Source organism: Lysinibacillus piscis, from assembly GCF_026012395.1.
GTDB classification, from domain to species: domain Bacteria; phylum Bacillota; class Bacilli; order Bacillales_A; family Planococcaceae; genus Lysinibacillus; species Lysinibacillus piscis.
Map to the genome: position 1 here is coordinate 1,060,823 of NZ_BRZA01000002.1, position 15,523 is coordinate 1,076,345.

The following is a 15,523-nucleotide window of genomic DNA, read 5'->3' on the forward strand; positions in this document are numbered from 1 at the left end:
TTATATATATGTTGTCATAATACTTTCTGACACAAAACTTGTATCAATTTCATTGATTACTTTATCTGTCCATTCTGTTGTTGATAAAATACGACTGCCATCACGTGCCAAATCGGCTGTGAAATAACCATCATTGAATACAGCGCTGACAGCACGTTCAATTTCTGCAGCCTCTTCTTTTAAGCCAAATGAATATTGTAGCATCATCGCAACAGATAAAATCGTTGCAGCTGGATTTGCCACACCTTGCCCTGCAATTTCTGGTGCAGAGCCATGTACAGGTTCATATAGACCGAAATTATCACCACGGATAGAAGCTGATGGTAAAACACCAAGTGAGCCTGTAATAACAGATGCCTCATCACTTAAAATATCGCCAAACATATTTTCCGTCACAACGACATCATAATGACCAGGGTTTGTAATGAGCTTCATCGCAACAGAGTCTACTAAATTATGCTCGACTTGCACATCTGGATAATCTTTTTTCTTTGCTTCCACAACCTCACGCCATAAGCGACTTGTTTCTAACACATTGGCTTTATCGACTGAGCACAACTTACCATTGCGTAAACGTGCTAACTCAAAAGCATTTTCAACAATGCGCTCGATTTCCGCTGTGGAATAAACAACTGTATCAATCGCACCATTTTCTGTGCGCATACGTGGTTCTCCAAAATAGACGCCACCTGTCAATTCACGAACGATCATTAAGTCCACATTTTCAGCCACTTCACGTTTTAATGGTGAGGCATCTAGCAAGCTCGCAAAAGCTTTCACTGGACGCAAGTTGGCGAATAAATCAAAATGCTTACGAATGCGTAGTAAGCCTTTTTCAGGTCGCAGTTCAGGTGAATTGTTATCCCATTTTGGTCCACCCACTGCCCCAAGTAAAATCGCATCGCTGTTTTCACACATAGCGATTGTTTCATCTGGTAATGGATTATTATGTTGGTCGATGGCAGCGCCGCCGATTGTAGCATAGTTTAATTGGAATGTATGGTTAAATCGCTTTCCAATTACTTGTAATACACGTACAGCAGAAGCGACAACCTCTGGACCAATTCCATCACCAGGAAGTACCGTAATTTTTTTCTCCATCGTCATGCACCCATTTCTTGTTGAATTCTATTCTGTTTAGGAAGGAACTCTCACTTTTTCATCAGTGAGAGCTCCCGTTTACTTCTGCTTTGTAATCAACGATTATTGCTTTGCACTTGTCGCTGTTTCACGTACTACTTTTTCTTTTCCTTTATTAATGAATGGCATCATCGCACGCAATTTTGCACCTACTTCTTCGATTTGGTGGTTAGCGCCAGCCTCTTTGAATTTTGTATATTCTGGACGACCATTTTCATTTTCTTGGATCCAACGACGTGCAAATGTACCATCTTGAATATCTGTTAATACATCTTTCATACGTGCTTTCACAGATTCGTCTACAATACGTGGTCCGGCTACATAGTCACCCCACTCTGCTGTATCTGATACAGAGTAACGCATTGTTGCCATGCCGCCTTCAAACATTAGGTCAACAATTAGCTTTAATTCATGCAATGTTTCAAAATAAGCTAATTCTGGTTGGTAGCCTGCTTCTACTAATGTTTCAAAGCCCGCTTGTACTAACGCTGTTGCACCACCACAAAGTACTGCTTGCTCACCAAATAAATCTGTTTCTGTTTCTTCTTTGAATGTTGTTTCAAGTAAGCCACCACGAGCTGAACCAATTCCTTTACCGTAAGCAAGTGCTAAATCTTTTGCTTGACCTGTTGCATCTTGATAGATAGCGAATAAGCCTGGTACGCCTGCACCTTCTTGGAATTGACGACGCACTAAATGTCCTGGACCTTTTGGCGCTACTAAGAATACATCCACATCTGCTGGTGGTGTAATTTGACCGAAATGGATATTGAAGCCGTGTGCAAACATTAATGCTTTGCCCGCTGTTAAATAGGGCTCAATTTCTGCTTCATAAACGGCTTTTTGACGCTCATCTGGTAATAAAATTTGAATGACATCAGCTAATTGTGCTGCCTCTGCTACTGTTTTTACTTCTACGCCATCTGCTTTAGCTGCATCGAATGAGCCACCTGGACGTACACCTACTACTACATCGAAACCTGATTCTTTTAGATTTAATGCATGGGCATGACCTTGTGAACCATAGCCGATAATTGCGATTTTTTTACCTTTTAATACGTCCTCGTTGATGTTTTGCTCATAGTACATTGTTGTCATTGTTTAGTTCCTCCTGAAAGTTCAAATTAAGATTATCTATGCAAACTATTTTAAAATAGAAAGCTGCGGGCTTGTGTTCACTTGGTTTTCACGTACGGCTGCCGTAGCGCCTGTGCGTGTTAATTCTTTAATACCATATGGTCGAATTAATTCGATAAAGGCATCGATTTTTTCTGGGTGCCCTACTACTTGATAGGTCACTACATTTTTAGCTGTATCAATAATTTGTGGTCGGAAAGGCTCGACAATCGAGTTCATTTCCAGCCGTAGATTAGGTGGCGAAATGACTTTCACTAAAGCTAACTCACGCACAACAATCGCTTTGTCTGTAATATCATTGACCTTTAAGACATCGATTTGCTTCGATAGTTGCTTCACTAATTGTTCAATTTTACTCTCATCCTCCACGTTTACTACGAAGGTCATTTTTGAGACATTTGGCTGCTCTGTATGACCAACTGTGATGGATTCAATATTAAATTGACGTTTCATTAATAAACCTGTTGTGCGGTTTAATACACCACTTTGATTCAAAACCGTTACTGTAATTACTCGCTTCAATCTTTCTTCACCCCAATCATTTGATGTAAGCCTGTACCTGGTGCAACCATTGGGTATACACATTCCGCCTGTTTAACACGGCAATCAATTAGTGCTGGCTCATCTGATAGTAATGCTTCACGGAAAATGCTTTCTGCTTCGTCGATTGTGTCAATGCGATAGCCCTTAATATCATAAGCATCTGCTAGTTTCACAAAATTTGGTTGAACAGGCATTAACGATGATGAATAACGCTCTTTATAGAAGGTTTCTTGCCATTGGCGTACCATTCCTAAGCAGCTATTATTTAAAATCACAATTTTTACTGGTAAGTTGAATTCTTGTAAAATGGATAGCTCTTGTGCCGTCATTTGGAACCCTGCATCCCCTACAATCGCTACAACTTTTTTGTCTGGCTTCGCAAATTGAGCCCCAATTGCCGCTGGGAAGCCGAAGCCCATCGTACCAAGTCCACCAGACGTTACCCAACCATGCGGGTTATTTAAACGATAATATTGTGCTGCCCACATTTGATGCTGTCCTACATCTGTTGTAACAATGGCATCACCCTCTGTAATTTGGTGCACTAGCTGCAATGCTTCCTGTGGTAAAATTTCTTGATCCTCAGGTTCTTTGCAGTACCATAATGGATACTCTGCTGCGTGGTCTTGCAAGAATGTTAGCCATTCCGCTGTTTCTGGTGCCTCAAACTCTTTTCTTAATAATGCTTTTAATGCCTCTTTCGCATCTGCCACAATCGGAATATCTGTCGGTACATTCTTCCCAATTTCCGCCGGGTCAATATCAATATGAATAATAGTTGCATTTGGTGCAAAGGTCTTCAAATCACCTGTTAAGCGATCATCAAAGCGTGCACCAATATTGAGCAATAAATCGGATTCGATAATGGCGGTATTAGCGGTTACAGTGCCATGCATTCCTGCCATACCAAGGAATAGTTCATGTTCCCCATGAATCGAGCCAAGACCAAGCAATGTATTGATAACAGGAATACGATATTTTTCAGCAAATGTTGTTAATTCCTCACGTGCATCGGCAAATAATACACCTGCTCCAGCTAAAATTAATGGTTTTTTTGCCTCTGAAATGGCCTGTATTGCTTTTTGGATTTGTAAATAATTCGGCTGATACGTTGGTTGATAGCCTGGTAAATTAATTTCTTCTGGTGCCTTTGGTGGATTCGCTACGTCAAACAACATTTGTGAGACGTTTTTCGGGAAATCGACCAATACAGGCCCTTTTCTACCTGTGTTAGCAATATGAAATGCTTCCTTCACAATTCTTGGAATATCATCGACATGCTGTACCTGATAATTATGTTTTGTAATTGGCGTTGTAATGCCCATAATATCCGCTTCTTGGAAAGCGTCCGTGCCAATAACAGCCGTAGATACTTGCCCTGTAAAGACCACCAATGGAATCGAATCAATCATAGCATCCGCAATACCAGTGACTAAGTTCGTTGCCCCTGGACCACTTGTTGCAATAACAACACCTGGTTTATTCGATACGCGTGCATAGCCTTCCGCTGCATGGATGGCCCCTTGCTCATGACGAGTTAAAATATGGCGAATTGGATTTTTATAAATGGCATCGTAAATTTGTAAGACCGCACCACCTGGATAACCAAAGACAATTTCCACACCTTGGTCATGTAGTGCTTGTATTAATACGTCGGCACCATCTGTTATCTGATAGATTGGGCTTGTTGTTTCTTGCTCTTCTTTTTCGTTGATTGATGTATTTGTACTCATTCAACTATTCCTCCCTTTCACTCTATGTGCTCACAGTTGTGACCTAATTTTATGAAAAAATAAAAAGCCTTTTTCTCCGCACGCAAAAGACTACCTTGCGTAGGGATGAAAAAGACTTTCCATGGTACCACCCTTTTTTATAGCCTTTTTTTCTGTACTTGTTACTGACACTACATTGCCAGTACAGAAAATGGCTACCTCGTGAATAAATAGAAGCATTTATGCACCATGCGAAATAACGCGCATTCAATACAGTGTCATAAATTATTTATTCATTAATAACGAGCACTTTCGATTATGCCCGAAGCTATCTAATGGTGTAAACACGTTTAATAGCTCACTCCAAGGGGATGTCGGATCTAGTTGTATCATCGGCTTCCAGCATGACCGACTCTCTGGTAGATACAAGGCTCTAGAACCTTTAACCTCATCAACGTTTTAAATATTAAATTTTCATAATGCCGCCCATTGACGCATTTGTTACAAGTTTAGAATATCTCGCCAGCCAACCACGTTTAATTTTTGGTTCAAATACTGGGAGCTTTGCACGACGCTCTGCTAATACTTCATCAGACACTTCTAAATTGATTGTTCGATTTGGTAAATCAATTGTGATGATATCACCATTTTCGACTAAGGCAATTGGACCACCCTCTGCCGCTTCAGGTGACATATGACCGATAGAAATCCCACGGGAAGCCCCTGAAAAACGTCCATCTGTAATTAAAGCTACTTTTGTACCTAACCCACGCCCTTGAATAGCTGATGTTGGTGCAAGCATTTCAGGCATCCCTGGACCACCTTTTGGTCCTTCATAACGAATGACGACGACATGCCCTTCTTTTACTGTACCATTATCGATATTTTCCTGTGCCGCCTCCTGTGAATCAAACACAATGGCTTCCCCAGTAAAGACCTTAATAGAAGGATCTACAGCACCAACTTTAATCACAGAACCTTCTGGTGCAATATTACCGAAGAGCACGGATAAACCACCAACAGGACTATATGGATTGTCTTTTGTACGAATGACTTGCTCATTTGTAATCGTATAATCTTTGACGAGCTCACCCATCGTCACACCTGCAACGGTTGGACGGTCTGGGTGAATCGCTCCTGGGATTTTTGTCAATTCATTAATAATAGCCTGTACACCACCTGCTTTTGCAATATCATCCATTGAGATATCGCTTGCAGGCATAATTTTCGCCAAATATGGTACACGCTCAGCTACCTTATTAATGTCCTCAATGTTGTAATCAATTTCTGCTTCATTAGCAATCGCTAATGTGTGGAGCACTGTATTCGTTGAGCCACCCATTGCCATATCGAGTGCAAATGCATCATCAATCGCTTCTTTTGTAATAATGTCACGAGGTTTAATATCCTCTTTAATCATACGCACTAATTGCTTTGCTGCTTCTTTAATCAGCTTGTGACGTTCGTCTGACGTTGCCAAAATTGTTCCATTGCCAGGAAGCGCTACACCAAGCATTTCCATTAAGCAGTTCATCGAGTTTGCTGTAAACATCCCTGAGCATGAACCACATGTTGGACATGCATTATTTTCGATATCCAATAGCTCCTCAGCTGACATTTTGCCAGATTTATGAGCGCCTACTCCTTCAAATACAGAAGTTAGCGAAAGCTGTTTACCTGTTGCAGATGTACCAGCCTCCATTGGACCTCCAGATACAAAAATGGATGGTACATTTGTGCGAACTGCCGCCATCAACATGCCTGGTGTAATTTTGTCACAGTTTGGAATATAAAATACACCGTCAAACCAGTGGGCATTGATGACCGTTTCTGCAGAATCTGCAATCAACTCACGACTTGGCAATGAATAACGCATGCCGATATGTCCCATTGCAATGCCATCATCCACGCCGATTGTATTGAATTCAAATGGAATGCCACCTGCTTCAATAATTGCTTCTTTGACGACATCCGCAAATGTTCGCAAATGAACGTGACCTGGTATTATATCAATATATGAATTACAAACCCCAATAAAAGGTTTGCCTAAATCCTTTGCTTTCACTTTGCCTGTCGCATATAAAAGACTGCGATGTGGTGCTCGATCTACACCCAATTTAATCATGTCACTTCTCATTGCAAACGCCCCTCATTGTACTACTCTATTCTTATTGTAAACAGAAAATTCTGTCTATTATCTACATCTGTTACAATGCCTTGCTTTCAAGTATTGTGCATGGCAACTAACGTATTAAATTGTTGTTATCATAGTATGAAAACGAGAGCACGTCAACACTATTTTTAGAATTGTTTGAACAATTTAAAAAATTAGTCAAATTTGAAATCGTTTACATGCTAGATATAGCGCTCTTTTTTCTCGTTTGTGCTTTTTTTATGACATTTCGTTCAAATTTGAAATTTTTTTAATTTTGCAAGAATAGCTTTCGCAAATACCCTGTAAAAAAGAGTTGCTGTGGATCATATACTTGACGAATAGCATGGAATTTTTGCAAATTCGGATACAGTGTATCCACATCCTCTGCCGTTAACTGATGTTGTTTGCCCCAATGTGGTCGACCATGATATTTTTTCATCAAGGTATAAATCCATTGAAAATAAGGACCTTCTTCCATCCCTTTATACATATGAAAAGCAATAAAGGCCGATTCTTGCCCTTGTGTTGGACTCAAATAGCCTGCTTCACCAGCCGTTGTCCGACATTCTAATGGAAAATGCACATGGAATAAATCCTTTTGTAAAGTCGCATGAATTTCTTCCATACAGGCTTCAAATTGCGTTAATGGTATGGCATATTCACTTTCTTGAAATTTTACACTGCGTGGTGAGGGGAAAATTTCATAGCTAATACCGATTTTTTCTCCTTCAACAACACTTGCTGCGGCTAGCTTGCTCATTGCTCCACTCATCGAAGGCTTCCATTTACAAAGCTCTGACATCACAAAAAAAGCACCATTTTCTACTACTTGCAGCTTTAACAATTCTATCCGTTTGCTCCATTCACCTTGATAAACAGGCGCTATGGCATTCATGCGCTTTACTTGAATCGTTTCACTGCCAGGGAAATAAAACCATTCCACATGACGATGCTGACGAATATCTGTTGCAAAATGTGCTAATCCATTCGTTAATGTATCCTTTGAACCAATATAATGCAGACTATAAAGTGGTATCACCTTTATCGTAAGCTTCACAAGTACACCGAGCATACCAAGAGAAACATGTAGTGCCTCAGACAAGTCATCCGCTCCTCTTACATGCTCCTGATATGTACCTGTGCCATCTACAAAGCCCCATTTCGTCACAGCAGAGGATAAAGAACCAAGTGTAATTCCTGTTCCATGTGTACCCGTTGATACAGCTCCTGCCAGTGATTGCTCTTGAATATCGCCCATATTGATAAGTCCAAAGCCGTATTGCGCAAGTAATGGTCCAATTTCATATAAATATGTACCCGCCCACAATGTCGCTTCCTGTTGCTCTTCATTGACGGCAATTAAGCCACGCATATTATGCAAAGATAATGCAATATGCTCTGGCATGGCGACAGCACTAAAAGAATGAGCAGCCCCTGTTACACGAATAGTTTTCCCTACTGTTTGTGCTCGGCTCACAATATCTACTACTTCTTCAACCGAGGTTGGTGCATACATTTCTCCAGGATACGCCACCACATTGCCAGCCCAATTCGTCCATTTCTCTCCATTTTTCCATTTGTCTATAGAAAACATTGATGATCCCCCCTATATGTTGTCAAACATCCTGCATAATGATTGCCTCTGATAGCATGCAAAACTTGAAAGCGTTCACAAAGTTCACCAGCTTTTGCATGACGAAAATACAATGTATCTCCTACTTGCACCTGTTTCCCCTTTACTTTCACAGGTGTCTGTACTTCGCCAGCTCCTTCTAAACTAAGATATGAAAAATAATGTGGCTCATAGAATACAGGTAGTCGATCGGCTGCTATAGCACCGGAAGCTATATAGCCACCACCATGACAAACAACAATGGTAGGCTCTGGCTGTCGTGTGACACGTAAAGCGAAGCCAGCTGCCTTTTCAAGCTGTAGATGGGTAAATTGGTCAAATAGTGCGGGTGCGTAAAAAGCCGAGCCAACCGTAATTTCCGTCACTTCCTTTTGCTTTGCTGTATAGCTCATACTGCCGGAGCCACCGCCATTGACAAAGCGAAGATGTGGAAAAAAAGCTTTGACGTGTGCTACAGCTAATCTACGGAACTGTGTCACCTGTTTTTTTGCCTGCTTCTGCATCATACCAATGAATTTTCCCTTTACAGCGCTTGCTGGTTGATTGCCGACACCCGCTATTTGCGCTTCATAGCCCATTACACCTACAACTTCGATACATGCTTGATTTTTTAAATAGTATAAAAAAGGTGTTAAAGACGCTAAGGACTGTAAGGAAGACCGTTTTGTGCCAAAGTAAAGGAATTTAAAATCATTGGATACATTGATATCGATACAGACGGCTACACACACATCTAACTCTGTGCCAAGCCGTGCTAAAAATTGGACATGTTCGATACGGTCAACCATGAATGTAACGGTCTTACCTTCTTTCACAAATTGCAGTAATTGTCGTACAGCTATTTCTTCCATTACAGGATAGCCTATTAACACATCATCAAAGCCTTGCTGTAATAAAAAGGCGGTTTCTGCTGCTGTAAATGTCATGAAGCCTTGACTATTAGGTAGCTGTTGCTGTAAATAGCGCAACACCTCGACAGAACGAATCGACTTGGTGGCAATACGAATTTTTTTCATGCCACATGCTTGTTGAACAGTACGAATATTTTGGTCGAGCGCATCAAAATCTAGCCAAGCAAACGGTCGCTCTAGTGAATAAAATGCTTGTTCAAATCTTGCCGTCATAACAGCATCCCTCCTTGTTGTTAAAATATTTGACATCCACTAAGAAAATTCCTTTTTCTGTTCTACACAAATAAAAAGCAACTGTGTACACTCATCTACACAGTTGCTTTAAAAATAAAGTAGCATCTTACTCACCTTTCTAATTCATTTTTAGAAGATTATGAGGATAATAAAAATTCTGCTGCAAAGTTTAACATCACCACTAAATGTAGGCCTGCAATGAGTAATCCTTGTCTGTTCAAACGTTTCATCAACATCATATCCATACAAATCAACCTCCCTTTTTTCACAGTATACACCCACCCTCTTCAATAATCAAATTATTCTGACTATTAAAATTGTATCATATTTCTGACAAACATCTGCAAATATGGCATGATAGAACTAGTAAACTACCTAAAGGAGTGTGGAAAAGTTGAAAAAAGCATTACTTGTCATTGATTACACGTATGATTTTGTCGCTACTGATGGAAAACTAACATGTGGTGAGGCTGGTCAAGCATTAGATGGAAAAATTGCTGCATTGATGCAACAGTTTGTAGCAGACAACGAATTTGTAGTTTGTGCCAATGATTTACATGAAGAACAGGACATTTTCCATCCTGAAACTAAACTGTTCCCACCACATAATATTCGTGGAACAAAGGGTCGTGAACTATATGGGCTGGTTAGCGAAACATATATACAGCATCAGCAACGCATCCTCTGGCTTGATAAAACGCGTTACAGTGCCTTTGCAGGAACAAATTTAGCTATTTTATTGAAAGAACGTGGCATTGAAGAAATTCATTTAGTAGGTGTTTGTACAGATATTTGTGTGCTCCACACAGCAGTCGATGCATATAATTTGGGCATTTCTACAGTTATTTATGCAGATGGTGTCGCAAGTTTTGACGCAGCAGGTCACGAATGGGCTTTACGTCATTTCGAGCATACATTAGGTGCACGCGTTATTTGTCAATAATTAGCTAGGTTTAATCGCCATCAATCAGGGTATAACTAAGTAATCGCTATTATATCTTACATGATAAGGAGATGAAAAAATGATTAGCTTCATTTGGTATTTAATCATTGGCGGGATTTTAGGCTGGTTGGCTGGTGTCATTTTAGGGAAAGATATTCCTGGCGGTGTTATTGGTAATATTATTGCTGGGATTATCGGCTCGTGGATTGGTAGTGCCGTTTTAGGAAATTGGGGCTGGCGAATAAGTGACTTTTATGTATTCCCTGCATTAATTGGTGCCATCGTGCTTATTTTCATTGTCAGCTTTATTTTAAAAAGTATGCGCAAAGCAACTTAATGCTATGACGTAATACCATAAAAAATGCCAAAACGCTGTTCCATCAACGTTTTGGCATTTTTATTTGGTCGTTTTAGCTAACACAATGGCTCGCATTTCATCATGGTATTCATTGTACATCATAAAATGCTCCAGCACTTTTTCCACATATTCATCACTATGATTGTATTGAAAAACGGCTTGTTCAATTTTGCCATCCGCAGCACCATTTTTCGCCAAATAATGGGCAGCGCTAAATATCGCATCTTCCATATTATACGGATCAGCCACTCCGTCTCCATTACCATCAATTCCATAGCCACCATATTTTTTAATGGCAGCAGGATTCGTTAATTCTTCTTGAGGTATGTTCCCCTTCCCTAGTCCCGAGCATGTAGGATGCTGCCAACCAACAAATGTACAAGGCATAAACTGCATATGTCCTGTTGCCCCAACTGGTGATATGAGGGATTTTAATGTAGAAAAGCGTGTCTCAATACGATGGTGAGCAGCAAGCAATGTCCATGGCACGTGATATTTTTCCTCTGCGGCCATATAAATGGGTAATAGTGGCTCTGGAATCGCCATATCAAAATGCTGCTGAATTTCAGCTAGTTGTTTTTGCGGTGTTAGCTTCTCAAAAATCGGCACAACCTGTAGTTCATTCCATGTAAAAAAGAAGTACATACACATTGTTAACGCAATCGGTAGTAACAACAATATGACACGGAGCTGGGTTGTTGAAGATAGCAATGGTTCTTTTTTTAATGATTCTTCCATATGTCCCACCTCTTACTGTACATTTTCTTTCTATAGTTGAAATCATAGTAAATAATATAGTAAAATGCAATGTGGACTATCGATTAACTATACCTCGGTGCAATATGAGTCAACTGTTAGGGGAAGTTCACTGCCTCTAACAGCTGAATCGAGAGAAAAATGGAGTGATTTATGATGTGGAAAGATTTTAAGGAATTTGCGATGAAAGGCAATATTATTGATTTAGCTGTAGCCGTAGTTATTGGCGGAGCTTTCGGTAAAATTGTTTCTTCTCTAGTAGAAAATATTATTATGCCACTTGTTGGAATTTTAACGGGTGGGATTGATTTAACAACAAGCTTCATCTATAAATATGGCGATGCTAAAATCTCACTCGGTATATTTTTACAATCCATCATTGACTTTTTAATTATTGCTTTTGCGATTTTTATGGCGTTACGCATTATGACAAAGCTCACACGTAAAAAAGAAGAAGCAATTGTGGAAGAGCCTGCACCAGAAATCGATGCAAAAGAGGAGTTATTAAAAGAGATCCGTGATTTATTAAAGAAAGAACATGCTTAATGGAGAAAAAAGCTGCAAGTCCTTATACTTGTAGTTTTTTTCTTTTTTATTTTCCTTAGTATTCTTAGTGGATTAACAACCAATAATCTAGTTAATTTTCAGAAAACACCCTTGTTCTTCCGCGCTATACATGTTAAATTGGTAACAATTATCGACAATATTTTAGTGAAAAGAGTGACGACATGACAAATAACAGAAGCATTGAAACAAAACTTGTACAATTAGGTAATTTAAGTGATCCACGAACAGGCGCTGTGAGCCCTCCTATCCACCTATCAACTGCTTACAAACATACAGGCATCGGTGAATCCACTGGCTATGACTATACACGTACAAAAAACCCAACACGTACCCTATTAGAAGAAGGAATTGCTGATTTAGAAGGCGGCGATAGAGGTTTTGCCTGTAGTTCAGGAATGGCAGCGATTCAGCTAGTTCTTTCTATCTTTAAACCAGGTGATGAGCTAGTCGTACCTGATGACTTATATGGTGGTACATATCGTTTATTCCAATTTTTCCAAGAGACATACAATATTAAACCTGTTTACTCGAAGTTTGAATCAGTGGCGCAAGTAGAAGCTTTAATAACAGAAAATACACGTGCCATCTTTATTGAAACACCAACAAACCCATTAATGCAAGAATTCGATTTGCAAATTTATGCAGAGCTTGCCCATAAACATGGTGCATTATTAATTGTCGACAATACATTCTATACACCTTACTACCAACGCCCAATTGAATTTGGTGCAGATATTGTCCTCCATTCTGCGACAAAGTATATCGGTGGTCATAATGATGTATTAGCTGGTTTAGTTGTCTCCAAAGGGGCAGAACTATCAGAGCGTCTTGGCTTTATTCATAATGGTAGCGGTATGGTATTAGGGGCAATGGATGCATGGTTATTAATTCGTGGTTTGAAAACAATGCACTTACGTTTAAAACAGCATGATGCAAATGCTAAAGCGATTGCGAAATATTTAGAGGAAGAAGAACTTGTCACAGATGTATTATACACAGGTAAAGGTGGTATGTTATCCTTCCGCTTACAAAAACCTGAATGGGTTGATCCATTCCTACGCAACTTACAGCTCATTACATTTGCAGAAAGCTTAGGTGGTGTAGAAAGCTTTATCACCTACCCTGCGACACAAACACATGCAGATATGCCATATGAAGAGCGTGTGGAACGTGGTGTGTGTGACCGTCTATTACGCTTCTCTGTTGGGATTGAGGAAGCTGATGATTTAATTGCTGATTTGAAGCAAGTATTTGATATTTTAAGAAAAGAGGCGTAAACCATGACACAACGTCTTGAAACAAGTTTAATTCATGCGGGTGTACGTGATGGCTATGCCAATAAAAAAGGTGCTGTCAATGTCCCAATGTACCTCTCCTCCACTTTCCATCAGGAGAGCATCGATGAATTTGGCGAATATGATTATGCTCGTTCAGGCAACCCAACACGTGATGCCTTAGAAAAAGCAGTAGCAGAGCTGGAAGGTGGCGTGCGTGCTCATGCCTTCGCCTCTGGTATTGCTGCGGTGTCTGCTGCTTTAATGCTGTTATCACAGGGTGACCATATTGTCATGACAGAGGATGTTTACGGCGGGACATACCGTTTTGTGACAAAGGTGTTACCTCGCTTTGGTATTACACATACATTTGTTGATTTCACTGATTTACAGGCAGTGGAAGCGGCGATTACACCAGCGACAAAGCTGTTATACATTGAGACCCCGTCCAACCCAACGCTTGGTATTACGGATATCCGTGGTGTTGTAGCATTAGCGAAAAAGCATGATTGCTTAACATTTTTAGATAATACCTTTATGACACCTTTACATCAGCGTCCATTAGAACTTGGTGTCGATGTCGTAATCCATAGCGCAACGAAATTTTTATCAGGTCACTCTGATATTATCGCTGGCTTGACTGTAACAGCAGATGAACAATTAGGGCAAGATTTGTACTTTATCCAAAATTCCTTTGGCAATATTTTAGGTGTGCAGGATTCCTTTACATTATTGCAAAACATGAAAACAACGGATGTACGTTTTAGTCGCTCAACACAATCAGCTCAAAAAATTGCTGAGTTTTTAGCAGCCCATCCGCTTGTGGAGCAAGTGTATTACCCTGGTCTAGCATCACATCCTGGCTATGACATCCATCATGGTCAATGTACAAGTGCTGGTGCTGTCTTATCCTTCCGCTTAGCAAGCTATGAAGCGGCGAAGGCATTGGTAGACGCTATGACGATTCCTGTGTTTGCTGTTTCACTTGGTGGTGTGGAATCCATTCTGTCCTACCCTGCTAAAATGAGCCATGCCGCGATGGAGCCTGAGGAACGTGCCAAACGTGGGATTACAGATGGCTTACTACGTTTCTCTGTTGGCTTAGAGCATGAAGAAGACTTAATTGCTGATTTTAAACAAGCATTAGAGGCTGTAGAAAAACTATAATCATTTAAAAAATCAACTCCTGCCAACCAAGGCAGGAGTTGATTTTTAATTATTGCGCTATTGCTTTTTAATAAAATATTAAGGAATACTAAATTATTGAAGGACACATGATAAAATTTAGGCATGTGAGGTGAATGGAAATAGCGGATATGTTACATTAAAATGAGCCTGTTGCTGTATAAATAATACATCGTCATTGTGTTCTATGCGTTCTTTAACCGCTTCTGGATGTGATGACATGAAATGAAGCATAATTTTCGTCGTTTCGTCCGTCATCAATGTACCAATAATTTTCTCCAGTACGATTTCGGATGTACTAATAATATCAAATAATGCTAATACACCATCTTCTTCTGCAAATAACACGATACATTCATACTCTTCTATGTAGTAAATCACATCAGGCATGACTAATAAAAAATAAAACATGAGTAAGCCATCACCATTTTGAATACCTAATGTTTGTGAAATCGCTACACGATGATTCGCAAAATGACGCATTAATTGTCGATCCTCTTCATTATCAATGGATAGTTTACGCACCTTTGTATGTGGCTGTGGTGATATCGCATGAGCAGGTAGCGAATACTGATATTCCGTCACCCGTGTAAAGCCAAATTTCGGATAAAAATCGAGCACTGTTTCATTCGCAAATAAGTAAATAAAATCACATGTTGTTTGATATGCTGTTAAAATATGTTCCATTAATTGACGAGCTAGTCCCTGATGACGATAATCTGGATGTGTCATCACCGTGCCAATCTGTATAGCTTGATGGGCTTGTCCATGTATAATCACGGTCATTTTACTAACAGAGGTATTGGCAATTACTCGTTCCTCGTCTATGTAGGCATAACAAGTATATTGCTCTCCCCAGCAGCCCTCCTTATACCATGGCTGAAAATCCAAATCAAATATTAATTTTGCTAATTCATTAAAACTTTCTCGGTATGTTTGCTGTGCTTGGTCGATGATAACTAATTGATAAGACAA

At 39.9% G+C, this 15,523-nt stretch carries 14 protein-coding genes; 5 read left to right on the forward strand and 9 right to left on the reverse strand.

Annotated features, from left to right (window positions below; all coding sequences use genetic code 11):
- From leuB to OPF91_RS11830, 7 genes are all read right to left on the reverse strand, one after another.
- Complete coding sequence (gene leuB / locus OPF91_RS11800; RefSeq protein WP_264988946.1) at positions 1 to 1,101, reverse strand: 3-isopropylmalate dehydrogenase; 1,101 nt, start codon at positions 1,099 to 1,101, stop codon at positions 1 to 3.
- A gap of 102 nt (positions 1,102 to 1,203) precedes the next feature.
- Positions 1,204 to 2,238: a ketol-acid reductoisomerase gene (gene ilvC / locus OPF91_RS11805; protein WP_264988947.1), complete on the reverse strand. Its 1,035-nt coding sequence runs from the start codon at positions 2,236 to 2,238 to the stop codon at positions 1,204 to 1,206.
- 45 nt (positions 2,239 to 2,283) lie between these two features.
- Positions 2,284 to 2,799 carry an acetolactate synthase small subunit gene (gene ilvN / locus OPF91_RS11810; protein WP_264988948.1) on the reverse strand — a complete coding sequence of 172 codons (516 nt, stop codon included), beginning with the start codon at positions 2,797 to 2,799 and terminating at the stop codon, positions 2,284 to 2,286.
- Positions 2,796 to 4,553, reverse strand: coding sequence for a biosynthetic-type acetolactate synthase large subunit (gene ilvB, locus OPF91_RS11815; RefSeq protein WP_264988949.1), 1,758 nt, complete (start codon positions 4,551 to 4,553; stop codon positions 2,796 to 2,798). Before ilvB ends, ilvN begins: the two co-directional genes overlap by 4 nt.
- 445 nt (positions 4,554 to 4,998) lie before the next feature.
- Entirely contained in the window at positions 4,999 to 6,669 is a 1,671-nt protein-coding gene (gene ilvD, locus OPF91_RS11820; RefSeq protein ID WP_264988950.1) for a dihydroxy-acid dehydratase, read from the reverse strand.
- 286 nt (positions 6,670 to 6,955) lie between these two features.
- Positions 6,956 to 8,281, reverse strand: a complete 1,326-nt coding sequence (locus OPF91_RS11825; protein ID WP_264988951.1) for a D-arabinono-1,4-lactone oxidase — start codon at positions 8,279 to 8,281, stop codon at positions 6,956 to 6,958.
- Positions 8,269 to 9,444, reverse strand: a complete 1,176-nt coding sequence (locus OPF91_RS11830; protein ID WP_264988952.1) for an amino acid deaminase/aldolase — start codon at positions 9,442 to 9,444, stop codon at positions 8,269 to 8,271. Before OPF91_RS11830 ends, OPF91_RS11825 begins: the two co-directional genes overlap by 13 nt.
- A 415-nt stretch (positions 9,445 to 9,859) precedes the next feature.
- Here OPF91_RS11830 and OPF91_RS11835 point away from each other — a divergent pair, with 415 nt between their 5' ends.
- Both OPF91_RS11835 and OPF91_RS11840 read left to right on the forward strand, forming a co-directional pair.
- Entirely contained in the window at positions 9,860 to 10,408 is a 549-nt protein-coding gene (locus OPF91_RS11835; RefSeq protein WP_264988953.1) for a cysteine hydrolase family protein, read from the forward strand.
- A 79-nt stretch (positions 10,409 to 10,487) separates the two neighbouring features.
- Positions 10,488 to 10,745, forward strand: coding sequence for a GlsB/YeaQ/YmgE family stress response membrane protein (locus tag OPF91_RS11840; RefSeq protein WP_264988954.1), 258 nt, complete (start codon positions 10,488 to 10,490; stop codon positions 10,743 to 10,745).
- 60 nt (positions 10,746 to 10,805) lie between these two features.
- On the opposite strand, the gene OPF91_RS11845 is transcribed toward OPF91_RS11840, so the two are convergent.
- Entirely contained in the window at positions 10,806 to 11,504 is a 699-nt protein-coding gene (locus OPF91_RS11845) for a lytic transglycosylase domain-containing protein (protein ID WP_264988955.1), read from the reverse strand.
- Positions 11,505 to 11,678: 174 nt separating this feature from the next.
- Between OPF91_RS11845 and mscL the strand changes: the two genes are divergently transcribed.
- The 3 genes from mscL to metC all read left to right on the forward strand — a co-directional run bounded on the left by mscL (position 11,679) and on the right by metC (position 14,530).
- Positions 11,679 to 12,068, forward strand: a complete 390-nt coding sequence (gene mscL, locus OPF91_RS11850) for a large conductance mechanosensitive channel protein MscL (RefSeq protein WP_264988956.1) — start codon at positions 11,679 to 11,681, stop codon at positions 12,066 to 12,068.
- Between the two features lie 182 nt (positions 12,069 to 12,250).
- Positions 12,251 to 13,366: a methionine biosynthesis PLP-dependent protein gene (locus OPF91_RS11855; RefSeq protein WP_264988957.1), complete on the forward strand. Its 1,116-nt coding sequence runs from the start codon at positions 12,251 to 12,253 to the stop codon at positions 13,364 to 13,366.
- A gap of 3 nt (positions 13,367 to 13,369) precedes the next feature.
- Positions 13,370 to 14,530: a cystathionine beta-lyase gene (gene metC / locus OPF91_RS11860; RefSeq protein ID WP_264988958.1), complete on the forward strand. Its 1,161-nt coding sequence runs from the start codon at positions 13,370 to 13,372 to the stop codon at positions 14,528 to 14,530.
- A 117-nt stretch (positions 14,531 to 14,647) separates the two neighbouring features.
- Here metC and OPF91_RS11865 read toward each other — a convergent pair whose 3' ends face one another.
- Positions 14,648 to 15,523 carry a GNAT family N-acetyltransferase gene (locus OPF91_RS11865; protein ID WP_264988959.1) on the reverse strand — a complete coding sequence of 292 codons (876 nt, stop codon included), beginning with the start codon at positions 15,521 to 15,523 and terminating at the stop codon, positions 14,648 to 14,650.